The organism is Vreelandella hamiltonii, assembly GCF_014651775.1.
GTDB classification, from domain to species: domain Bacteria; phylum Pseudomonadota; class Gammaproteobacteria; order Pseudomonadales; family Halomonadaceae; genus Vreelandella; species Vreelandella hamiltonii.
In genome coordinates this window covers 1-20,862 of record NZ_BMXN01000029.1, presented here as the reverse complement: position 1 = coordinate 20,862, position 20,862 = coordinate 1, and the positions used below count along the sequence as shown (strand labels likewise).

Annotated in this window: 20 protein-coding genes; 8 read left to right on the top strand and 12 right to left on the bottom strand. The window is 62.8% G+C overall.

Annotated elements, in window-relative coordinates:
• The first annotated feature begins 21 nt into the window (after window positions 1-21).
• On the top strand, window positions 22-744 hold the full coding sequence (nfi, locus tag IE091_RS16490; RefSeq protein WP_189464148.1) for a deoxyribonuclease V: 723 nt from the start codon (window positions 22-24) through the stop codon (window positions 742-744).
• Here nfi and IE091_RS16485 read toward each other — a convergent pair.
• Window positions 728-1,438 (bottom strand): glutamine amidotransferase, encoded by a 711-nt coding sequence (locus tag IE091_RS16485; protein WP_189464147.1) that lies wholly within the window; start codon window positions 1,436-1,438, stop codon window positions 728-730. The genes nfi and IE091_RS16485 overlap by 17 nt on opposite strands.
• Before the next feature lie 112 nt (window positions 1,439-1,550).
• Between IE091_RS16485 and tpx the strand changes: the two genes are divergently transcribed.
• On the top strand, window positions 1,551-2,054 hold the full coding sequence (gene tpx, locus IE091_RS16480) for a thiol peroxidase (protein WP_096922459.1): 504 nt from the start codon (window positions 1,551-1,553) through the stop codon (window positions 2,052-2,054).
• Here the strand turns inward: tpx and IE091_RS16475 are convergent.
• Together IE091_RS16475 and IE091_RS16470 are read right to left on the bottom strand one after the other, a co-directional pair.
• Complete coding sequence (locus tag IE091_RS16475; protein ID WP_039177020.1) at window positions 2,051-2,719, bottom strand: gamma-glutamyl-gamma-aminobutyrate hydrolase family protein; 669 nt, start codon at window positions 2,717-2,719, stop codon at window positions 2,051-2,053. The genes tpx and IE091_RS16475 overlap by 4 nt on opposite strands.
• Complete coding sequence (locus tag IE091_RS16470; RefSeq protein ID WP_189464146.1) at window positions 2,712-3,710, bottom strand: amidoligase family protein; 999 nt, start codon at window positions 3,708-3,710, stop codon at window positions 2,712-2,714. Before IE091_RS16470 ends, IE091_RS16475 begins: the two co-directional genes overlap by 8 nt.
• A 109-nt stretch (window positions 3,711-3,819) precedes the next feature.
• Here IE091_RS16470 and IE091_RS16465 point away from each other — a divergent pair, with 109 nt between their 5' ends.
• Entirely contained in the window at window positions 3,820-6,207 is a 2,388-nt protein-coding gene (locus tag IE091_RS16465) for a mechanosensitive ion channel family protein (RefSeq protein WP_039176764.1), read from the top strand.
• Here the strand turns inward: IE091_RS16465 and IE091_RS16460 are convergent.
• Both IE091_RS16460 and IE091_RS16455 read right to left on the bottom strand, forming a co-directional pair.
• Window positions 6,175-6,612 carry a hypothetical protein gene (locus tag IE091_RS16460; RefSeq protein WP_039176761.1) on the bottom strand — a complete coding sequence of 146 codons (438 nt, stop codon included), beginning with the start codon at window positions 6,610-6,612 and terminating at the stop codon, window positions 6,175-6,177. The two genes, IE091_RS16465 and IE091_RS16460, sit on opposite strands and share 33 nt — an antisense overlap.
• 87 nt (window positions 6,613-6,699) lie before the next feature.
• Window positions 6,700-7,716 carry a J domain-containing protein gene (locus IE091_RS16455; protein WP_189464145.1) on the bottom strand — a complete coding sequence of 339 codons (1,017 nt, stop codon included), beginning with the start codon at window positions 7,714-7,716 and terminating at the stop codon, window positions 6,700-6,702.
• Window positions 7,717-7,938: 222 nt separating this feature from the next.
• Between IE091_RS16455 and IE091_RS16450 the strand changes: the two genes are divergently transcribed.
• The 5 genes from IE091_RS16450 to IE091_RS16430 all read left to right on the top strand — a co-directional run bounded on the left by IE091_RS16450 (window position 7,939) and on the right by IE091_RS16430 (window position 13,749).
• Window positions 7,939-9,360, top strand: coding sequence for a hypothetical protein (locus tag IE091_RS16450; protein WP_081195482.1), 1,422 nt, complete (start codon window positions 7,939-7,941; stop codon window positions 9,358-9,360).
• 146 nt (window positions 9,361-9,506) lie between these two features.
• Window positions 9,507-10,286 (top strand): ThuA domain-containing protein, encoded by a 780-nt coding sequence (locus IE091_RS16445; RefSeq protein WP_039176751.1) that lies wholly within the window; start codon window positions 9,507-9,509, stop codon window positions 10,284-10,286.
• Entirely contained in the window at window positions 10,283-11,332 is a 1,050-nt protein-coding gene (locus tag IE091_RS16440) for a Gfo/Idh/MocA family protein (protein ID WP_039176747.1), read from the top strand. Before IE091_RS16445 ends, IE091_RS16440 begins: the two co-directional genes overlap by 4 nt.
• Before the next feature lie 63 nt (window positions 11,333-11,395).
• A complete protein-coding gene (locus IE091_RS16435) occupies window positions 11,396-12,658 on the top strand; it encodes an ABC transporter substrate-binding protein (RefSeq protein WP_189464144.1) in 1,263 nt (420 codons plus the stop codon).
• A 101-nt stretch (window positions 12,659-12,759) separates the two neighbouring features.
• A complete protein-coding gene (locus IE091_RS16430) occupies window positions 12,760-13,749 on the top strand; it encodes a LacI family DNA-binding transcriptional regulator (RefSeq protein ID WP_189464143.1) in 990 nt (329 codons plus the stop codon).
• Here IE091_RS16430 and cdd read toward each other — a convergent pair.
• From cdd to IE091_RS16395, 7 genes are all read right to left on the bottom strand, one after another.
• Entirely contained in the window at window positions 13,746-14,153 is a 408-nt protein-coding gene (gene cdd / locus IE091_RS16425; RefSeq protein WP_189464142.1) for a cytidine deaminase, read from the bottom strand. The two genes, IE091_RS16430 and cdd, sit on opposite strands and share 4 nt — an antisense overlap.
• A 53-nt stretch (window positions 14,154-14,206) precedes the next feature.
• Window positions 14,207-14,932, bottom strand: a complete 726-nt coding sequence (gene deoD, locus IE091_RS16420) for a purine-nucleoside phosphorylase (protein ID WP_016914679.1) — start codon at window positions 14,930-14,932, stop codon at window positions 14,207-14,209.
• A gap of 90 nt (window positions 14,933-15,022) precedes the next feature.
• Complete coding sequence (locus tag IE091_RS16415; protein WP_189464141.1) at window positions 15,023-16,267, bottom strand: phosphopentomutase; 1,245 nt, start codon at window positions 16,265-16,267, stop codon at window positions 15,023-15,025.
• Window positions 16,267-17,619 (bottom strand): thymidine phosphorylase, encoded by a 1,353-nt coding sequence (gene deoA, locus IE091_RS16410; protein ID WP_096922468.1) that lies wholly within the window; start codon window positions 17,617-17,619, stop codon window positions 16,267-16,269. The genes IE091_RS16415 and deoA overlap by 1 nt, the downstream gene beginning before the upstream one ends.
• A complete protein-coding gene (gene deoC / locus IE091_RS16405) occupies window positions 17,620-18,423 on the bottom strand; it encodes a deoxyribose-phosphate aldolase (RefSeq protein ID WP_189464140.1) in 804 nt (267 codons plus the stop codon).
• Window positions 18,424-18,505: 82 nt separating this feature from the next.
• On the bottom strand, window positions 18,506-19,789 hold the full coding sequence (locus IE091_RS16400) for a NupC/NupG family nucleoside CNT transporter (protein ID WP_039176713.1): 1,284 nt from the start codon (window positions 19,787-19,789) through the stop codon (window positions 18,506-18,508).
• A gap of 34 nt (window positions 19,790-19,823) precedes the next feature.
• Window positions 19,824-20,669 carry an outer membrane protein OmpK gene (locus IE091_RS16395; RefSeq protein ID WP_144981874.1) on the bottom strand — a complete coding sequence of 282 codons (846 nt, stop codon included), beginning with the start codon at window positions 20,667-20,669 and terminating at the stop codon, window positions 19,824-19,826.
• Between the last annotated feature and the right edge of the window lie 193 nt (window positions 20,670-20,862).

The following is a 20,862-nucleotide window of genomic DNA, read 5'->3' as shown; positions in this document are numbered from 1 at the left end:
AACCACCCGCAAGGAGGCCGCATGGACGCCGCATTACACGATTGGAACCTGACTCCCAAGCAGGCCATCGCACTCCAGTCCCAGCTTGCCAAGCAATTGGAAGCCGACGACCGTATCGACCCCGTGACGCACATCGCGGGGGTCGACATCGGTTTCGAAGAAGACGGCAGCATTACCCGGGCGGCGGTGGTCGTGCTGGCGTGGTCGCCGGAGCAGGCGCCGCCACTGACTGTAGTGGAGCAGGTGGTTCACCGGGAACCCACGCGCATGCCCTACATACCGGGCCTGCTGTCGTTTCGGGAAATTCCGGCGGCGCTGGGAGCCTTTGCCAAATTGAAAACACGCCCGCAGCTGGTCATGGTGGATGGGCAGGGAATCGCTCACCCTCGGCGGCTGGGCGTGGCAGCGCATTTGGGGCTGTGGCTGGACCTGCCGACCATCGGGATTGCCAAGTCGCGCCTCACTGGGCGCCATGCCGACGTGGGGGAGGCCCGAGGCGATTGGGTGCCGCTCATGGCCGGGCAGGAAGTGATCGGTGCCGTGCTGCGCTCCCGTGCTCAGGTCAAGTCAGTGTTCGTGTCGCCGGGGCATCGGCTGTCGCTGGCGACCTCACTGGACTGGGTCATGCGCTGCCTGGGCAAGACCAAGCTGCCAGAGCCAACCCGCCTGGCCGACCGACTGGCATCGCGGCGCGATCAAAAGCGCACGACAGCATCGCAAACGCGCACTACAGCATCGCGATGAACCGGGTCAGCAGGCGCGTGGCGTCGGGGGTCTCCGCGACGTCTTGCAGCAGTTGATCCGGGTCTTCACCTTGGTCGCGCAAGGCAGCGCGCTGGCGTTCGATATAAGCGCGCATCACCGGCGGTGAAAACTCGGGATGGAACTGGACGCTCCACTGGCGTGGCCCATAGCGCAGCGCCTGGTGGGCATCGTGGCAATTGTGCGCCAGGATGCTGGTGCCGGGGGGAAGCTGCATGACCGCCTGGGCATGGGTCAAGTGGGCCACGAAACACTCCGGGAGTTGGCCGAACAGCGGGTCCTGGCGGCCTGCCTGGGTCAGGCGTACGCTGCGTGTGCCGGATTCACGGCCCGCCGGGTGGTAATCACTCACACCGCCAAATGCAGCGGCCATCAGCTGGTGGCCGTAGCATACGCCCAGCAGCGGCAGGTCGTCCGCCAGTGCCTGCTGTAACCAGGGCTTCAGCGCCTCGCTCCAGGGGAGCTGCTCACTGACCATGCTGTGGGAGCCGGTAATGATGGCTGCCACGATATCCTCCGGCGGCTGGCTGGTGAGGCGTGCATCCCATACGTCGAGGGTCAGGTGGTCGGGCAGGGTGTCCTGCACCTGGTCGATGAACAGCTGTTCGAAATCCCCGTGCTGATCCACCACTTCGGGGAAGGCGTCGCCGGTTTTGATAATGACTACAGAGGCCATGGTGTTCTCGCTAGCGTGTCGCGATGGATGAGGGATAGCCGAATCAGGGAGTTCCACGGTAAGCTGGGCCACTGATCGTCATTCCCCTTTTACCATACATTAGGAGCTTGATATGCAACAGATTACGCGGGCAGGTCAACCCATGGATGTGGCGGGCACCTTACCGGCGGTGGGGCAGGATGCACCGGCCATGACGCTCACCAACGGCAGCCTGGAAGACGTTACCCTGGCGACCTATGCAGGCAAGCGCAAGGTGCTGAACATCATCCCCAGCGTCGATACGCCTACCTGTGCAACGTCGACGCGACGCTTCAATGAGCTGGCCTCGTCGCTGGACAACACCGTGGTGCTGGTGGTGTCTGCCGACTTGCCGTTTGCGGCCAAGCGTTTTTGCGGTGCCGAAGGGCTGGACAACGTGGAGACGCTCTCGACGTTCCGCCACCGCGAATTTCAGCAGGACTGGGGCGTGGCGCTATGCAACAGCAACATGGAAGGGCTCTGCGCGCGTGCCGTGGTGGTGCTGGATGCCGAGGATCGGGTGCTGCACAGCGAGCTGGTCAGCGAGTTGAAGAACGAGCCTGATTACGACGCGGCGCTGGCGGCGCTGAAAGGCTAGCGGGGCGCCTTGGCCGCCTTCACCAGCGCACGTATCAAACGCTGCTGGGGGCGGTTGAAAATCAGCCACTCCGGGTGCCACTGAACGCCTATCAGGAACGCATGCTCCGTGGACTCGATGCCCTGCACCAGCCCATCGCGGTCACGCGCCACGATACGAATGCCCTTGCCTGCCCGATTGACCGCCTGATGATGAAGGCTATTCACGCGACACCAGGTCACTCCCAGCAAGCGATAGAGCTGGCTGTCGCCCACGATGTCGACGGTTTTGCGGGGCAGTACCGTGCGGCGGCGCTTCAAGCCTTCGTGGGTGGTGTAAATGTCGGGGTCCAGGCTGCCGCCCAGATGTACGTTGATCAGCTGCGCACCTCGGCAGATGCCGAGTACTGGCGTATGGCGGGGTATGAAGCGCTTCAGCAGGTCGAGTTCCAGCTCGTCACGAGCCGGGTCCAGGCGCACGTCCAGCTGCACTTCGCCGCCGTACAGGTGGGCTTGAATGTCGTCCCCGCCGCCAATGATCAGGCCGTCCAGATGCTCCGGCAAAGGGCGGGAAGGGGAAAGGCGTAGCGGCCTGCCGCCGTGACGCCAGACGGCAAACCAGTCGAAGCACCAGGCAAGCTGGCTTTTGTAGTCCGAGGTCGTGATGCCGATCAGGGGTCTAGGCATGGCCAAACAGTCTGCGCTTGAGGCGCTGCCACCAGGGCTGGCGCTGTTCGGCCATGTACTCCTGGCAGCGGGCGTGAAGGTTGTCCTGATCGTGGGCCAGCTTCTCTACCTCCACCCAGCGGTTCCACTCCATCACGCTGCCCCAGCCCGGCTGCGACAGCTGCGCATTGGGCAACCGATAATGGAAGGTGGGCCGTGGCTTGGTCAACTGGCCGTGCAGTAGCGGATGAGGGTGTTCCGGGCGCAGGTGGGCAAACAGCGGCAGCAGGTCCAGCTCGCGGTTACGGGTAGGGTTATCGGCCAGGTAGTCGTCGATGAAGGTGTCGAGGTCTGGCTGGTAACACAGATCCAGCACCTTGCGGGCGTACTCCTTGGGAAACGGGTTGGCGTGCGGCAGCATCTCTCGGGTGATATCCACCTTGATTTCCTGGCGTAGCCAACTGGCCAGCAGCAGGTAGGCGCGTAGCATGTCGAGCAGGTAATCGACCTCGCCGCGCTCGATCTCAGGGTTCAGGTGCAGGCCGAAGCCGTACAGCAGGCTGGCATCGGTGCCTTTGGCGCCTTTTTCCCGCAAGGTGTCGAACAGAGTGTCCAGCGCTTCGAGCTCTTCCCAGGGGATGGGAGGGCAGACGATTTCGGTGGGCACCAGGCCGGTCACCATGTCACCGATCAGTTCACGGGTCTTTTGGTGAAATTCCAGCCGTCGCTGATGCTGTTGGCGAGCCCACTCGCTGTCACTGTCCTGCTGTGCGTCCAACAACGTCTGGTCTGGATGGGCGTATTGAGTATCCAGTTCGATCTCGAACGCTCCCCAGCGTGTGTCGGCCACCTGTAGCCGATGGGGGCTGACCACGTTAAGCTCACCACCAAACAGTGCCTGCACCACCTCGGCCGTCTCGCGAGGGGGGAGCCCGGCAAACTCGATTTCGACGCCTACGCGTCGGGTCTGGCCGTCCGGGTTCAAGCGTTGGGGAGGAGCCTGCAGCGTCATCTCGATGTCCTGGAGGTGAACGTTTGTACGTTTAGCCTATCATAATCACACGCTTAGGCTGAGCAAGAGAAGGACACGATTCAACAGTCACTTTCCACGGGAGTCACGCGTGCGACAGCACTGGATAACCAGCATCGTTCTAGGGGCGCTACTCAGCCTGATGATCAGCGTCACCGCAAACGCCCAGAGCGTCTCGCTTCCCACGCTGGGGGGCAGTAGTGACAGCGAAGAGCAGCCGGACGTCACCAGCGAAAATTTCCAGCGCTCCCTGAGCGACGTCATTGGCATGCTCGAAAGCGAGGATCAGCGCCGTGCGCTGCTGGACTCGCTGCGAGAGCTGCAGCTGAGTACCGAGGCCGTGGAAGACGAAGGCGTGGTGCGCCAAGGGTTGCTGGGCGCCTTGGCCGATACGCTTTCCGACATCGGTGAGCATGCCCAAGCCGGAGATTCGCCCATCGACGAGTGGTCACGGCAGCTGGTCCAGGGCGTCGAAGACCTGCGCGCCCTGAATGCCGGGGCTGACCAGGGCGACGCCATCCGGGCCGTGGCGGAAGGGGCCTTGCTGGCCGTGATCTGGAGCGGCCTGCTGGTCACGATGATTGCCTTTGGGCGGGTGGTGGCCACCCGCCGCGATTGGCCGCTGGACCTGCCTCGAGACCCCAAGGCCTGGCTGCTGGCGGTTCACTTCTTGCGGCGCATGCTTCCCTGGATACTGGCCTTCGTCATTACCTTGGGCGTCGGTCAACTGCTGCCCTACAGTCCTGGCCGTGCCCTGGTGCTGGTGGTGGCCTATATCTGCCTGTGTGGCCGAGCGCTGTCGGTGGTGTTCGAAACGGTGGTGGCGTTCTTTAGTCGCGGGCACCGTTTTACCGCCGTGCAAGTATTACAGCACAAGGCGTTGCGGGGGCTGTTCGTCATCGGCGCGCTGATTGCCTTGGGAGATGCCGTCAACTCTACCCGCCTGATGGAGCTGCTGGGGACCGAGCTGTCGGGGCTGGTGTCGGTGCTGGCCAACATGCTGGCGGCGCTGCTGTCGGCGCGTTTCATCTTCAAATTCCAGCGCCCCATTCGTCATCTCATCTGTAACCGGCCTTACAAGCAGCGCCGCGATGCCAGTACGGCCGTGGAAATGATCCGTGCGCTGGGTGGGCTATGGCACATTCCTGCCCTGCTGATGGTGGGCGGCTCGCTGCTGGCCATTTTCATTACCGTCGGGGATGTGGGCACGGCGCTGGCTCGCTCGATCATTTCCGCCAGTCTGCTGGTGCTGACCCTGGTGATTACCGGGCTGCTGCGTCGCCAGGAAGAGCGCTTGGGCAAGCGGCGCCATCGCCGCCGCTTTAGCCAATATCGCAAGCGACTCGAGCGGTTTGGCTTCGTACTGGCGCACCTGAGCGCCTGGATGATTTTTGCCGAGCTTTCCATGCAGGTATGGGGAGGCTCGCTGTTTGGGCTTGGCCAGCAGGCCGTGGCCAGTGCGCGTATTGGCCAGGCGTTGGTCAGCCTGGGGGCCACCGTGCTGTTGGCATGGCTGGTGTGGATTTTTGCCGATACCGCCATTCAACGGGCGCTGACTTCCTCCGCGCGTTCACGGGGGCGGCGTGTCAACCAGGCTCGCGCACAAACCATCACACCGATGATCCGTAACGTGATTTTCGTCACCATCCTGATCATTGCGGTGATTGCTGGCTTGGCCAACCTTGGGGTCAACGTCACGCCGCTGCTGGCCGGTGCCGGTGTGATCGGTCTGGCGGTGGGGTTTGGCGCGCAAACCCTGGTGCAGGATTTGATCACCGGCATCTTCATCCTCATCGAGGACTCCCTGGCGGTGGATGACTTCGTCACCATCAATACGCACATGGGTACCGTCGAAGGGCTGACGTTGCGGACGGTCAGGCTGCGTGACCTGGACGGCGTGCTGCACATCATCACCTTCAGTCGTATCGAATCGATCCACAACATGTCGCGCCAGTTCGGTATTGCCTTGATGCGGATTCGCATTCCTTATGACATGAAAATCGATGACGCCATCACGCTGATGCAGGAAACGGCTCAGGAATTGCGCAAGGACCCTATGATGCGTCACTACATCTGGTCGCCGCTGGAGATGCAGGGGGTACAGGCCTTCGAAGATGGCTGCCCGATATTACGGATGCGCTTCCGCACCGCTCCTGAAATGCAGTGGGACGTGTCACGCGCCTTCAATCTGCTGCTGAAGCAGCGCATGGAAGCCCAGGAAATCGACTTGGGTGTACCGCGGCTCAGCGTGCGCATGGAGGCTCGCTCCGAGGCCCGTGGTGACGAGCCCCATGGTACCGACATGACGCTGCAGCACCGCCAGCAGGGCGACCTGGATGCGCCGCAGCATACCCCTGAGCCCCCTAAACCAGCGCCCAGGCCCACCGAGGCCGAAATCCGCCGTGACGAGCGGCAGCGCCCTGAAGGCTCAACGACTGCGCCGCCGCTATCTCGATCCCAGCCCAAGCCCCAGACTTAGGGCAATGCCAATGGCCAGCCCCAGGCCTGTGCCCAGCGCAAATAGCGTGACCAGCAGCCAGGGGCCACGCAGCCCTCGCCAACGGTTATATAGCGAGACGGCGTGGCTGACTCGGTCGACCAGTTCGTCATGGCGTGAAATGGCGTGGTCAGGGGGCAGCGAGAAATCATTGGCCACGTCACCTTGCCAGTGTGCTCCGTGGGTCAATCCAAGGCGCGCGCGCAGGCGGCCGATGTCGCTCAAGGTGCCGTGCAGCGCATCGTAGGTTTCACGGTGCGGGGTCACCGTCAGTACCGAGGTGGCGTCCTGGCGCAGGGCGCTGTTGGGGCAGCGCGCCACGGCGGTGTCGATCTGCTGCTCATTGGCATTGGGGGGCAGGCTCAGGCGTTGATAAAGGTCGCGCATAATCCGGCGTCGGTCTCGTCACAATGGACACAGTGGAAGGTCGTGGTTTCAGCATGGCGGGCAGCATACGTCGCTGCCCCGTGACGCTTAGTAAGTTTGCATCAGATAATCATACGCGTTTTTGATGCGCTGAAAACGTGCCGAGGCCAGCGCCACCTGATGTTCGCTTTCCGAATAGAACCGGTCGGGGTGATGCAGTTGCGCCATGCGCCGGTAGGCCTTGCGCACTTCTGTCTTGCTGGCGCCTGGCATCAGCCCCAGCACGGCCAGCGCTCGGGTGGTGCGGTCGGGCGGTGGCGGAGGATTGGTCGCGCGCTGGTAACGCTCGCGGCGTGCCTGTTCTGCCCGGGCCTGCTCCTGCTGTCGGCGGGCTTGCTCACGACGAGCCTGTTCGGCGCGAGCCTGCTCCTGGCGCTGCTGCTCTGCACGTGCGTGCTCCTGGGCTTGCTCGGCACGCTGCTTGGCCTGACGCGCTTCCTCCTTGCGCTGCTGTTTTTGCTGTTGGCGCTGCGCGCGTGCGTGCTGCTTGTCGGCCTTGGCGCGCTGCTGCTGTTCGGCCTGCGCCTGGGCGGCCTGTTCTCGCTCGGCGGCCTGGGCTTCCTGCTCGGCCTTGTGGGTGTAATACGCCGGGTCGTGCACCTGCCAGTAGGCATCGCGGCTGGGGTCTTCCGGGGCTCGCAGCGGCTTGCCGGTCAGTTCCTGAAAAAGGGTGTTCAAGGTGGCGGGTACCACGTTCAGCAGGTCGGCCAGAAAGCGCAGGATATAGTGATTGGCCAGCGACAGCTCGCCATCGTCGGTGGCCACCGTGATGGCTTGATGCATCACGCTGAGGCTGCGCTCCCTGGAGCACTCCTTGCGCACGACTTCGGCGGCCAGTTGAATGGCGTGAAGGTCCTGGCTATGGGCAATGCTCATGACCGGGCCCAGCTCGTGCCCATGGCGAAACTGCGCGCTGACCTGGGCCAGCCGGCGTCGGCGTTGCCCCTCGGAAACGTGCTGGCGATGCACGAGCACCCAGCCAAGCAGCAGTAGCGTGGCCGTATCCACTTGGCTACGACTTTTTAGCAGCAGCAGCTCAAAGGGTGAAAAACGGGCGATGGGCATCCTTGGGCTCCAAGGCGAAGAAGTAAAGCGCTGATCCATGCCATGCGCTTCATGGCGCGGTCTTCACGGCACAGTCCTCATGGTACAGTCCTCATGGCGCAGTCTTGATGGTATGGCTCTGTGGTATCAAGGTGCGCTGGCAGACGACGCTCTGCCAGCCGTACTCGCGAGCTCACCATGGTATATCATCGAGTCTGGCATGAAAGCAGGAGATAAGTGAGGGTGATCAACGTTGAACGTAAAAATAGCTTCCAACTGCGCCTGTCTCGACGGCTGAAGGAAGAGACCTCACATACGCTGGATGTGTACTTGTTCGTGCCTCAGGAGCTGGGGCTGAGTACGCACATCATCTCCGAAGAAGCATTTTATCACGCTGCCATCAACGTCTCGCGCACTTACTACAGCGACGAGTACCATCTGCCGCTGGTGCATAGCCGCCTGGCCAGTCGTAACCAGCTGGGCAGCGACTCCTACCGTTTGAGCCTCAGTCTCTACGCCTACCAGTACGTGGTGGCGCTGGAGCGCACCACCCAGGGCATGCTTTCCACGGCCCGTAAACTGCGCCGCCTGCAGGGTGAGGAGAAGAGCAATACCCACGACAAGGCGAGCGAGCTTTACGACCAGCTGGTCGAGATGAGCGACCTGAGCGACGGCATTCTCAAACGCCTGCGGCGTAACCCGCCCACCGATGAGCGGCTATACAAGTACTTTGCCAACATCGACAACTATCTTTCCTGGTTCACCGAGCAGCAGCTGTTGGCGCTGGTGGCGCATATGCCGAAAGGAGGGTCGTTCAGCGAGGTCAAACGACGCCTGGTGACCATCTGCCACCGTGAAGGTGAATACCGCGAGCAGCAGGAGTACAACGCCGAGCGCGTACGCGATGACCCCACCCGCATGTCCAACAAGATGCGCCTGCTGCGACGGCTGATCGAGTACCCGATCACGCTCAAGCAGCGTGCGCTGGAGTTGGGTAGCGGCGAACAGAAAGCCGTCAAGGCCCTGGCTACCGCGGTGGTCATGGCCTTCGTGTCGCTGGGGGTACTGCACCTGCGCGACGTGATTGGCGACATCACCGCACTGTTCGTGCTGGCCATGGCGCTGCTCTACGCCATGCGCGAAGTGTTCAAGGACGACCTGCGCAATACCCTATGGCGATGGCTGAGAAGAGGCCGACCCAAGTGGCGGCGACAATACATCGACCCTACCCGCAATGCGCTGGTCGGACGGCAGCTCGAATGGTTCGACTACAAGCGCTATACCGCCCTCGACCAGGACATACAGCAGATGCGGCGGCGCACGGTGGCCCAGCGTGAAGAGGTGGTCATGCACTATCGCTCCAGCTCGCGCATGTCCCCCACACGCTTCTTGAGTGGTTATGAGCATACCCGCGAAACCCTGAGCATAGACCTCTCCATGCTGACCCGCCTGATGAGCAAGGATAAGCACCATATCTATCGCCTGAAAGAGGGGCAGGCGGTGCGGGAAAGCGTCGAGCGCCGCCACCTGTTCAACCTGGTGGTGCGCGAAACGGGCAGCGAAGATGCCCCTTACCTGGCGCGCTGGAAAGTCGTGGTCAGCCGCTCGGGCATCGTGGATGTCGAGCGCGTCGCCGAGAATCGCCCCGACGAAGCCCCGGTCTGAAAAGCAATAGAACCTGACGCCAGCGCGTCGGTGGTGTTCGACTAAAATCCAATAAGTAAACGTTTACTCTTTTTGAGTAAACGTTTACTTTTCTCCTCAGCGCTCACGCTCGTGAGCAAGTACCTATCAACGCTGAGGAGAACGACATGACACTCCGAGTCACCGTATGGGGCGAAAACGTCCACGAACAAACCAACGACGTAGTGGCGCGTATTTACCCTACCGGCATGCACCAGTGCATCGCCGATGGGTTGAATGAAGCGGAAGCGCTAACGGCCACGGCGGTCACGCTGCAAGACCCGGCGCAGGGGCTTGACGAAGAGACGCTGGAGAATACCGACGTGCTGCTGTGGTGGGGCCACGCCGCCCACGGCGACGTGCTGGAAGAGACCGTCGACCGCGTGCAAAAGCGCGTGCTGCAGGGAATGGGCTTGATCGTGCTGCACTCCGGCCACTACTCGAAAATCTTCAAACGCTTGATGGGCACTACCTGCTCACTGAAATGGCGGGAAGCCGGTGAGCGTGAGCGGCTCTGGGTAGTGAATCCTGGCCACCCCATCGTGCAAGGGCTCGGGGATTACATCGAACTGCCCCATACCGAAATGTACGGCGAACCCTTTGCGGTGCCCAACCCGGACGAGGTGATTTTCATCAGTGCCTTCGAAGGCGGCGAAGTGTTCCGCTCCGGCCTGACCTACAAGCGCGGTAACGGCAAGATTTTCTACTTCCGTCCCGGCCACGAAACCTACCCGATCTACTACGACGAGCAGGTAAAGCGGGTGCTCAAGAACGCCGTGGTCTGGGCGCAGCCGGAAGGCTCCCGGTGGGTCGACAGCTGCCCCAACGTCCCCGCCGACCAGGCGCCCAACCCGGTCGAGATCAAGGGCGAAAGCCTGCACAAACCCGGTGAGGAGGGCTTCAAATGATCCGTATCGCGATTATTGGCGCGGGCAGCATGGCGGGGGAGCACGCCAAGCACTATGGCCGACTCGAGGGCGTCGAAGTGGTTGCCGTATGCGACCGTGATTTCCCCAAGGCGCAGGCCTTCGCCGAGCGCCATGGCATTGCCGATGTTTACCAGTCGCTGGACGACATGCTGGCCCGCGACGATATCCACGCGGTGAGCAATGTCACTCCGGATGGCGTGCATAAGGCCACGTCGCTGGCAGCCATTGCGGCGGGTAAACACATCCTGTGTGAAAAGCCCCTGGCCACCAATGCGGAGGATGCCCACGAGATGGTCGCTGCCGCCCAGGCCGCCAAGGTCATCAACATGGTCAACCTGAGCTACCGTGACGCCCCCGCCATTCAGCACGCCCGAGCGCTGATTACCGGCGGCGCCATCGGCACCGTTCGCCACGTGGATGCCAGCTATCGCCAGAGCTGGCTGGTCAGCAACGCCTGGGGGCGCTGGGATGAGGATAGCCAGTGGCTCTGGCGGCTTTCGGAAGCCCACGGCAGCAAAGGCGTGCTGGGCGATGTGGGCGTACATATCGTCGATTTTGCCAGCTTCCCGGTGGGCGATATCACCCGCGTCAACTGCGAACTCACCTGCTTCGACAAAGCCCCGGACAACCGCATCGGCGACTACCTGCTGGATGCCAACGACACGGCGCTGATGCGCGTGCGCTTTGCCAACGGCGCCATGGGCACGATTCAGGCGACCCGCTGGGCAACCGGGCACCACAACTCGCTGACGCTGAGCGTTCACGGCGACAAGGGGGCGATCCGCGTGGATCTCGACGCCTCCAAGGATGACGTTCAGGTGTGCCTGAACGATGACGTGCATCCCGCTCGCTGGAGCACCGTCAAGGCGCCGCCCACGCCCAGCATCTACCAGCGCTTTATCGAGAGCATTCGCACTGGGGAAAACGACCAGCCCGACTTTGCCCGGGGCGCGGCCATTCAAACCGTGCTGGATGCCTGTTTCGTTTCCAGCCTGGAGGACCGCAGCCTGGCAATTGCCAGTTGATCAGCAGATTTCATCGAGCATCTCTGACCGCAAGACACCCAATAACAAGATGAGGATTCCACGATGCGCTCAACATTGAAAACACCGTTGCTGCTGATGACGTTACTGCCTGTCGCATTGCCTGCTCTGGCCGCCGAGATCACCGTGGCCTGTGGCGATGGCGGGGCGGCGGATTTCTGCCCGGCGCTTGCCCAGCGCTGGGCAGAAGCCAACGGCCATCAGGTCAATATCGTCACCACGCCAGCCTCGCCCACGGAAAAGCTTTCGCTGTATCAACAGCTGCTGGGCAGCCAGTCTCGGGATGTCGATGTGCTGATGGTGGATATCGTCTGGCCGGGGCTGCTGGCAGAGCACCTGGTGGATTTGAACGAGTACCTGCCGGAAGGCGCCACCGAAGGGTTCATTCCCTCGCTGATGGACAACAATACCGTGCAAGGCAAGCTGGTGGCCCTGCCGTGGTTTACCGATGCCGGGTTGCTCTACTACCGCCATGACCTGCTGGAGCAGTACGGTGAAGAGGTGCCGCACTCCTGGCAAGCGTTCACCGACACCGCTCGGCGTATTCAAAACGCCGAGCGGGAGGCTGGCAATGAGCGCATGCATGGCTTCGTCTTCCAGGGGCGGGCCTACGAAGGGCTCACCACCAACGCCTTGGAGTGGGTGGCCAGCTACGGCGGTGGCACCTTTGTGGATGCCGACGGACAGGTCACCGTCAACAATCCTCAGGCCGTGGAAGCGCTGGCGCTGGCGGCTTCTTGGATAGGTGATATCAGCCCGGAAGGTGTACGCAACTACATGGAAGAGGAAGCGCGAGGCGTATTCCAGGCGGGCAACGCGGTGTTCATGCGCAACTGGCCCTACGTGTGGTCGCTGGGCCAGGCGGACGGAACGCCGATCCAGCACAAATTCAGCGTGGCGCCGCTGCCCAGTGGGCCTGAAGGCCTGTCGGTGGCCACCTTGGGCGGTTGGAACTGGGCGGTGTCTCGCTACTCGGCGCACCCTGACGTGGCCGCTGAGCTGGTGGCCTATCTGACCGCCGAAGCCCAGCAGAAAGCCCACGCTATCGAGTTTGGCCGTAACCCCACGCGCCCGGCACTGTATGAGGATGACGAGGTGCTGGCCGCGCAGCCCTTCATTGGCGAGCTCTACGAGACGGTCATGAAGGGCGTGCCGCGCCCCGCCAGCGTGACCGGCAGCGCTTACCCACGGGTGTCGAATGCCGTGTTCAACCGGATGCACGATGCGCTATCGGGCAACATGACGGCGGAGCAGGCCGTGCAGCAGCTGGAGGGAGAACTCTCGCGCCTGGGAAGACGCGGCTGGTAACGCAAGGGCTTGGCTGGCACGGGGTTGCTTGCGCAGGGGGCGGCGATTTTCCGCCCCGCTTTTTGTACAATCAAGCTCCCCAACGGCGGCTGAGGCCAGGCATGAAACAGCACACATCGAGCGCACCGGCGGCGACCATCCGCGAAATTGCCCGGCGTGCCGAGGTATCCATCGCGTCGGTCAGCCGAGCCTTGAACGGCAAGCCCGGGCTGAGCGACGCGCTGCGCGAGCGGATTCTGACCATCAGCCGTGAGCTGGCCTATCAACCCAGCGCCGCCGCCCGTCAACTGATCAGCGGTAAGGCGGCGGTGGTGGGGATCTCCCTTGGGCGACAGGATATCGAGCTGCGGCCTTACTACATTCTGCTCTACCAGCACCTGACCGTGGCCCTGCACCAGCAAGGCATGGTACCGGTGTTTTTTCACCACGATCAGACCCATGAGCTGCCCGAGCGGGCAGGAGCCGCGATCTTGCTGGGCGAAACGGCAGAAGATGCCAGGCCAGGCCTTCTGAAGGCAGCGGGCGTTCCCTTCGTACGAATTGGCAACGCAGGAGACGGCTTTTCGGTGGCCCCGGACGATGTCTCGGGCATTTACCAGATGACGCAGCACCTGATCGAACAGGGGCGAACGCGGATTGCGTTTGTGGGGGGAGAGCTGGACGTGCCGCGGCCTCTCAGCCGCCTTTCCGGATATCAGCGTGCCGTCACCGAAGCGGGGCTCAGCGAGCAGTTGATCAGCCTGCCGCATCGGCTGACCTCGGACTCCCTGACCAGCTGTCGCCAGCTCAACCGCCTGCTCAAGGAGCGCACAGACGCACTCTTGCCCTTCGACGCGCTGGTCTGTGCCACCGACGAGCTGGCGCTGGGCTGCGTGGCCGCTCTGGAAGACAGCGGTATTCGTGTGCCCAGCGAGGTAGCCGTCACCGGCTTTGACGACCTGCCCACCCTGGCCACGGGGTTGACCACGGTACGCCAGGACATTGCCGCCATTGCGGCAATGAGCGTGGAGCTGCTGGGCGATGCGTTGGCAGGAAAAGCGCCCCGGCACGTGTCGCTGCCGGTGGCGCTGGTGCTGCGGGAAACTGCTTAACGCCCCGGCAGCTGCTCCGGCCCAAAAGCGTCGGGCAGCAGGCTGTCCATGGTGTAGGTTTTCAACACCTCACCCTGTTTGGAGAGCACCATGATTTGCGTGCTGGGGGTGGCGAATTCGCGGATGCGCTGGCGGCAGTCGCCGCAGGGCGTGCAGAGGTGCTCGCCGGGGCCCATCACGTAGACCTTGGCCAGCTCGCGCTGTCCAGCGGTAACCATGGCAGAAATCGCCGAGGCTTCGGCACACAGCCCTTTGTAGTGGGCGACTTCCACGTTGCTACCGGCAAACTGCTGGCCGTCGGGGCACTCCATCACCGCCGCCACGGGGTGGTTGGAGTAGGGCGCGTAGGCGTTGCCCAGGGTGCTCAGCAGCGTGTCGACCAATGCCTGATCCGCGTGGCTCATGGCGCTATTCTCTCTCTGTGTTCAGGATGTCTATGGGCTCAAGACGCCGGGCATTACGCCTTGGCGGCGTCATCGCGCAGAACGGTGTCGAGGGCAATCACCATCATGTCGTTGAAGGTGGTTTGGCGGTCGGCACTGGAGAGCGAGTCACCTTTCAGAATGTGGTCGGAGACGGTGCAGATGGTCAGTGCACGGGCACCGAACTCGGCGGCCACGCCGTACAGGCCTGCGGCTTCCATCTCGACGCCGACGATGCCGTAGCGCTTCATCAGCTCGGCCATGTCGGTCTGCGGGTTGTAGAACAGGTCCGCCGAGAAAATGTTGCCGACTTTCACGGCGACGTTCTGCGCTTTGGCGGCCGCCACGGCGTGGCTGGCCAGCTCGAAGTCGGCAATGGCGGCCAGGTCGTGGTCATTGAAGCGCATGCGGTTCACTTTGGAGTCGGTGCTGGCACCCAGCCCGATCACCACGTCGCGCACGTTGACATCGTCACGTACCGCGCCGCAGGAGCCCACGCGGATGATCGACTTCACGCCGTAATCGGTAATCAGCTCTTTGGCATAGATCGACACGGAGGGGATGCCCATGCCGTGGCCCATGACGGAAATCTCGCGGCCTTTGTAGGTGCCGGTGTAGCCGAACATGCTGCGCACGTCGTTGACCTGGCGCACGTTCTCCAGGTAGGTGTCGGCGATGTACTTGGCGCGCAGCGGGTCGCCAGGCATCAGGACGGTATCGGCGAAATCGCCCATTTCGGCGTTGATATGCGGGGTAGCCATGAAACTCTCCTCTCTGAACAGGGAGCCTGAACCCCGCCGTGCGGGGTTCAGGCCGTGCACGTTGACGTGCCAGTGATGCGTTATCGGCGCTTAGGCCGCGTCAGGTAAAAAGCTCTCGCCGTCGGCCATGGCGTCTACGGCGAAGAACGCCGCCAGGGTTTGGCCAATGTCGGCAAAGGTGCCGCGCTCGCCCAGCGGGCCGGGGGCGAAGCCTGCGCCGCGTACCATGATCGGCACGTATTCGCGGGTGTGCTCGGTGCCTTCCCAACTGGGGTCGCAGCCGTGGTCGGCGGTGAGCAGCAGCAGGTCGTCGTCATCGAGGGCTGCCAGCAGCTCCGGCAGGCGGGCGTCGAAGTGCTCCAGCGCGGCGGCGTAGCCCGGTACGTCCCGGCGATGGCCGTAGACCGAATCGAAATCCACGAAGTTGGTCATGATCATGGTCGGGCGGTCGCTGGTCTCGTTGGCGGTGCGCGCGACTTCCGCCAGGGTGGCATCCATCAGGGCATCGTGGCCGCTGGCCTTGACCTTGTGGGTAATGCCGCAGTGGGCGTAGATGTCGGCGATCTTGCCAATCGACACCACTTCGCCCCCGGCATCGGCGAGCTTTTGCAGCACGGTGGGGCTGGGCGGCTCGACGCTGTAGTCGCGGCGGTTGCCGGTGCGCGCAAAGCTTTCGCGGTCGTCGCCGATAAACGGGCGGGCGATGACGCGGCCAATGTTGTAGGGCTCCAGCAGCTCGCGGACGGTTTCGCACAGCGCATAGAGGCGCTCCAGGCCGAAGTGCTCCTCATGGGCGGCAATCTGGAACACGGAGTCGGCCGAGGTGTACACGATCGGCTTGCCGGTGGCGATATGCTCTTCGCCCAGGCGAGCGATGATCTCGGTGCCTGAGGCGTGGCAGTTGCCGATCACGCCGGTCAGCTCGGCTTCCCGAATGATGGCGTCCAGCAGTTCCAGGGGAAAGCTGTCGGTTTTATCGAGGAAGTAGCCCCAGTCGAAACGCACCGGCACACCGGCAATTTCCCAGTGGCCGGAAGGGGTGTCCTTGCCGCTGGAGATCTCTTTGGCGTGGGCGTAAGCGCCCGTCAGTTGGTCGGGCAAACTGACACCTTCCGCCACGCTGCCAGTGGCGTCGCGGTGGGCGTGGAACAGGCCTAGCGCGGCCATGTTGGGCAGCGACAGTGGGCCGGAGCGCTCGGCGGTGTCGGCTTCGCCACGGGCACAAGCGGCGGCGATGTGGCCCAGAGTATCTGACCCCTGGTCACCAAAGGTGGCGGCATCGGGGGCGCTACCGATCCCGAAAGAGTCGAGTACCAGGACGATGGCGCGGCGCATCAGGCTTCTCCTCGGAAGGTCTCTTGCAACAGGGTGTCGGCGGTGGCGTCGGCATCGCCAATGGTGACCGCCGCACGGAGCTGAGCAGCGGCACGGGCCGCGGCCTCTTCTGTGCGGGCGTGGACGATGGCCAGCGGGCGCTGGCTGTCGACGCGGTCGCCGATTTCGACGATGTCGCTAAAGCCCACGCTGTGATCGACGCTGGCATCGTTACGCAGGCGGCCGCCGCCCAGCTCTACCACGCTCATGCCCACGGCGCGGGTATCGAAACGCTGCACGATACCGCTCTGCTCGGGGTAGACCGCTTGAACGACCGGGGCGGTGGCCAGGTAGCTGTCCGAGCGCTCCATGAAGTCGGCGGGGCCGCCCAGTTCGCGCACCATACGGGCAAACACTTCTGCCGCCGCGCCAGAGGTCAGCGCTTTGTCCAGCTTGGCGAGGGCTTCTTCGCGGTTGGCCACCAGCTTGCCCGCAATCAGCATTTCAACGGCCAGTTCGCGGGTGACCTGCATCACGCGGCTGTTGGCTCGCTCGCCGCGCAGCAGCGCCAGGGTTTCGACGATTTCTACCGCGTTACCGGCACACGGGGCCAGCGGCTGGCTCATGTCGGTGAGCAGGGCGGTGGTGGGTGTGCCTGCCTGGGTGGCCACGTTGGCGATGCTTTTGGCCAGTTCGCGGGACTTTTCCGGGGTGGGCATGAACGCGCCGCTGCCCACTTTGACGTCCATTACCAGGGCGTCCAGGCCAGAGGCCAGCTTTTTGCCCAGAATCGAGGCCGTGATCAGCGGGATGGATTCCACGGTGGCGGTGACATCACGCACGCCGTAGATGCGCTTGTCGGCCGGGGCGAGGTTGCCGGTTTGGCCGATGATCGCCACGCCGGTGGATTTCACCACCTCACTGAAGCGCTCGGGGGCGGGGTAGGGGTCGTAGCCGGGGATCGATTCCAGCTTGTCCAGGGTACCGCCGGTGTGGCCCAGGCCACGGCCGGAAATCATCGGTACGAAGGCGCCGCAGGCCGCGACCCACGGGCCCAGCACCAGCGACACCAGATCGCCCACACCGCCGGTGGAGTGCTTGTCCACGATGGGGCCGGGCAGGTTGAGCGAATCCCACTGCATGACGTGGCCAGAATCGCGCGTGGCGGTGGTCAATGCCACGACTTCTTCGCGGCTCATGCCATTCAAAAAGACCGACATGGTGAAGGCGCCGATCTGCGCATCGCTGATGCGGTCATCGGCGATGCCCTGCACGAATGCCTTGATCTCTTCAGCGGGCAGCGGCTGGCCGTCGCGCTTCAGGCGAATCAGTTCTTGAGGGAGCAGCGCGTGGTGAGAAGCGTTGGACGACATTTAGTAGCCTCCGTTGGTGGGGGAGAGCAGCGCCGCGTCAGCGCCACCGTCGAGTGTGTTCAACAAGTTGCCCAGCAGGCTGGAGGCACCAAACCGGAAGTGTGCCGGAGTGACCCACTGCGGCCCCATGATGTCGGCTGCCAGCGCCAGGTACTCAGCGGCTTCTTCTGCGCTGCGTACGCCGCCGGCGGCTTTGAAGCCAACGTCTTTGCCGCTGGCCTTGATGGCCTTGAGCATGATCTCGGCGGCTTCCAGCGTGGCATTGACCGGTACTTTTCCGGTCGAGGTCTTGATGAAATCCGCGCCGCCTTCGATGGCCAGCTCACTGGCACGTTGGATCAGCGCAGGGTCCTTGAGTTCGCCGGATTCGATGATGACTTTCAGCAATGCCTGGCCACCACAGGCGGCCTTGCACATTTCCACCAGCTCGCGGCCAGTCTCTTCATCGCCTGCCATCAAGGCGCGGTAGGGGAACACCACGTCGACTTCATGAGCGCCCGATGCCACGGCTTCGCGGGTTTCACGGGCCGCGCCCATGATGTCATCGCCCCCATGGGGGAAGTTGGTGACCGTGGCGATCTTGACCTGATCATCCAGCTTGTGGGCGCCCAGCGCGCGGGCTGCCGTGACGATGAACGAGGGGTAAACGCACACCGCTGCCGGGTGGCCGTAGGGGGTCTTGACCTGCTGACACAGCGCTTCGATCACGCTGTCGGTGTCGCTGTCGTTCAGGCTGGTGAGGTCCATTAACGTCAGGGCGTGACGGGCGGCCTGGATAAGCTGGGGGGAAGCGGTGGCAGTCATGAAGTTCTCATCAATCGGTAAAAGACAAAACGGGCACTGCGTACTAAAGCAGCGCCCGTTGCGTTATCGCGTACTCGCTGCGTCAGGCGGTGAGGCTGCTCAACGCCAGGAAGAAACCGGCAATCGAGGCAGACATCAGGTTGGAGAGCGTGCCTGCCAGCACGGCTTTCACACCAAACCGGGCAATCTCCTTGCGGCGGGTCGGGGCAATGCTGCCCAGGCCACCGAGCAGAATGGCAATCGACGACAGGTTGGCAAAACCACACAAGGCAAATGACAGGATGGCCATGGTGTGGGGCGTCATCAATTGACCCGTGGCAGCCACCACCTGTTCCCCTTCAATGTAGGGAGCCAGGTTGATAAAGGCCACGAACTCGTTGACCACCAGCTTCTGGCCGATGAACGAGCCCGCCAGGGTGGCTTCTTCCCAGGGCACGCCCAGCAGGAAGGCCAGCGGGGCAAACAGCCAACCCAGAATCAGCTCCAGGCTCAATGCCTCGAAACCGAACCAGCCGCCCACGCCGCCCAGAATACCGTTGACCAGCGCGATCAAGCCGATGAAGGCCAGCAGCATGGCACCCACGTTGGCCGCCAGCATCAGGCCGGAAGTCGCGCCAGAGGCCGCTGCATCCAGCACGTTGGCGGGCTTGTCGTCCTGCTCTTTCAGCTCTTCATCGACCTTGGAAACGCTGTCGCTATCTTCCACGTTCTGGGTTTCCGGCATGATCAGCTTGGCGAACAGCAGGCCGCCAGGCGCCGCCATGAACGAGGCCGCCACCAGATACTCCATGGGAATGCCCAGCGCGGCATAGCCCGCCAGCACTGAACCCGCCACGGAAGCCAGGCCACCACACATCACCGCAAACAGCTGTGAAGGGGTCATGCGGGCAATGAACGGACGTACCACCAGCGGTGCCTCGGTCTGGCCCACGAAGATGTTGGCCGTGGCCGAAAGCGACTCGGTGCGCGAGGTGCCCAGTGCTTTCTGCAATGCGCCACCCAGAATCCGGATGACCCACTGCATGATGCCGACATAGTAGAGCACGGCAATCAGCGAGGAGAAAAAGATGATGACCGGCAGGACTTTGATGGCGAAGACGAAGCCGACATTGTCCACGTCAGCCAGCCCGCCAAACAAAAAGCCGATACCGTCATTGGCGTAAACCAGCACCTGGCTGACGCCTGCCGAAATGGCCTGCAGAACGGCCTGGCCAAACGGTACGTAGAGCACGAACGCACCGATACCCGCCTGGATCGCGAAGGCACCCAGCACGGTACGCAGGCGAATCGCCTTGCGGTCATAGGAGAAAACAAGCGCAATGGCCACCAGAGTGACCATGCCAACCAGGCTCATGATGAGGGTCATGGGAGTACCTTCGGAGCGTGAGAAGTGGGAGCGATTACAGCAAGTTTAGCTTGACTGAGTAAATCATCGCGTTCTGATAGGCGTCGGGTGTACCCAGCTTGTTCTCTGAGTAGCGATACTGCACGCCGGTGGTGATCAAGTCAGACGGGTGCCACCAAAGGCTCAATGCGCCGTTGGTCCCCACGCTCCCTGCGGTACCGTTGACGTAGTTCTGGGAAAGGTAGTCGCTGTCGCGACCGAAGGTCTGCTCGTGCCAGTTGGTCACACTGAAGTTCTGGTCCAGCGCGGTGAAGTCATAGCCCGCGACCCAGCCAGCCATGTAGCCGTTCATGCCCGTGTAGCCATCACTTTGAACCCTGGCAGCACCGATGAAGGGCTTGAACCACAGGCCGTTGGCGAACGTCGTGCGGTAGCCCAGGCCGAGAATCTGGTCCTGCTCGCGGCCATTGAAGCCGTAGTCGCGGAAGTCATAAACGTGGGCGTAAAGCGACAGCGGGCTGTCGCCCAGGTAAATGTGCGAGGTCACTTTGCCTGCGGTACGGAAGTTGTCCTTGCCGCCACTGGCTTCGTCGAACTGGTCGTTGGTCGGGTTCTCGAAATCGAAGAAGCCGTAGAACTCGCCCCAGCTAAAGCCGACGCCGCCTTCGATTTCAACGAACGTGAAGTCGCTCTTGGCGGCATTGCTCGCCGTGCGCGCTTCGGTGCCGTTGGACCAGTCTAGGTAGTTCAGGGAAACGTTGGCAAACGACCAGTGCGGGGTCATTGGGCCACTCGCTGCGTCATTGGCAACGGCCGGAGCTGCGGCCAGCGCACCAGCCAGGAAAACGCCAGCGCCAAGCGTGACGAGCGAAGAAACGTGAGAGGGGGATAAAGCGGTCATGAAAGCCTCAACAAAGGTTGTTACGGTGCCACGAGAGGTGGCATACCGACGTTGTGGGTCGTGCGGGCTGGCGTTAATGTTAAAATTATGTAACTATTCAGCACCGGTTGGCTGAGTCGGGGCTTCTTGCTGCATGAAGGCTGGCACCTCCCCCGCAAACAGTTGCTCCAGTGCGGTATGCGCCGCCACCCCT

Bases quoted from the DNA above. Each gene is read 5' to 3' on its own strand.
- nfi (WP_189464148.1), top strand. From the start codon at position 22: ATGGACGCCGCATTACACGATTGGAACCTGACTCCCAAGCAGGCCATC.
- IE091_RS16485 (WP_189464147.1), bottom strand. From the start codon at position 1,438: ATGGCCTCTGTAGTCATTATCAAAACCGGCGACGCCTTCCCCGAAGTG.
- tpx (WP_096922459.1), top strand. From the start codon at position 1,551: ATGCAACAGATTACGCGGGCAGGTCAACCCATGGATGTGGCGGGCACC.
- IE091_RS16475 (WP_039177020.1), bottom strand. From the start codon at position 2,719: ATGCCTAGACCCCTGATCGGCATCACGACCTCGGACTACAAAAGCCAG.
- IE091_RS16470 (WP_189464146.1), bottom strand. From the start codon at position 3,710: ATGACGCTGCAGGCTCCTCCCCAACGCTTGAACCCGGACGGCCAGACC.
- IE091_RS16460 (WP_039176761.1), bottom strand. From the start codon at position 6,612: ATGCGCGACCTTTATCAACGCCTGAGCCTGCCCCCCAATGCCAATGAG.
- IE091_RS16455 (WP_189464145.1), bottom strand. From the start codon at position 7,716: ATGCCCATCGCCCGTTTTTCACCCTTTGAGCTGCTGCTGCTAAAAAGT.
- IE091_RS16445 (WP_039176751.1), top strand. From the start codon at position 9,507: ATGACACTCCGAGTCACCGTATGGGGCGAAAACGTCCACGAACAAACC.
- IE091_RS16440 (WP_039176747.1), top strand. From the start codon at position 10,283: ATGATCCGTATCGCGATTATTGGCGCGGGCAGCATGGCGGGGGAGCAC.
- IE091_RS16435 (WP_189464144.1), top strand. From the start codon at position 11,396: ATGCGCTCAACATTGAAAACACCGTTGCTGCTGATGACGTTACTGCCT.
- IE091_RS16430 (WP_189464143.1), top strand. From the start codon at position 12,760: ATGAAACAGCACACATCGAGCGCACCGGCGGCGACCATCCGCGAAATT.
- cdd (WP_189464142.1), bottom strand. From the start codon at position 14,153: ATGAGCCACGCGGATCAGGCATTGGTCGACACGCTGCTGAGCACCCTG.
- deoD (WP_016914679.1), bottom strand. From the start codon at position 14,932: ATGGCTACCCCGCATATCAACGCCGAAATGGGCGATTTCGCCGATACC.
- IE091_RS16415 (WP_189464141.1), bottom strand. From the start codon at position 16,267: ATGCGCCGCGCCATCGTCCTGGTACTCGACTCTTTCGGGATCGGTAGC.
- deoA (WP_096922468.1), bottom strand. From the start codon at position 17,619: ATGTCGTCCAACGCTTCTCACCACGCGCTGCTCCCTCAAGAACTGATT.
- deoC (WP_189464140.1), bottom strand. From the start codon at position 18,423: ATGACTGCCACCGCTTCCCCCCAGCTTATCCAGGCCGCCCGTCACGCC.
- IE091_RS16400 (WP_039176713.1), bottom strand. From the start codon at position 19,789: ATGACCCTCATCATGAGCCTGGTTGGCATGGTCACTCTGGTGGCCATT.
- IE091_RS16395 (WP_144981874.1), bottom strand. From the start codon at position 20,669: ATGACCGCTTTATCCCCCTCTCACGTTTCTTCGCTCGTCACGCTTGGC.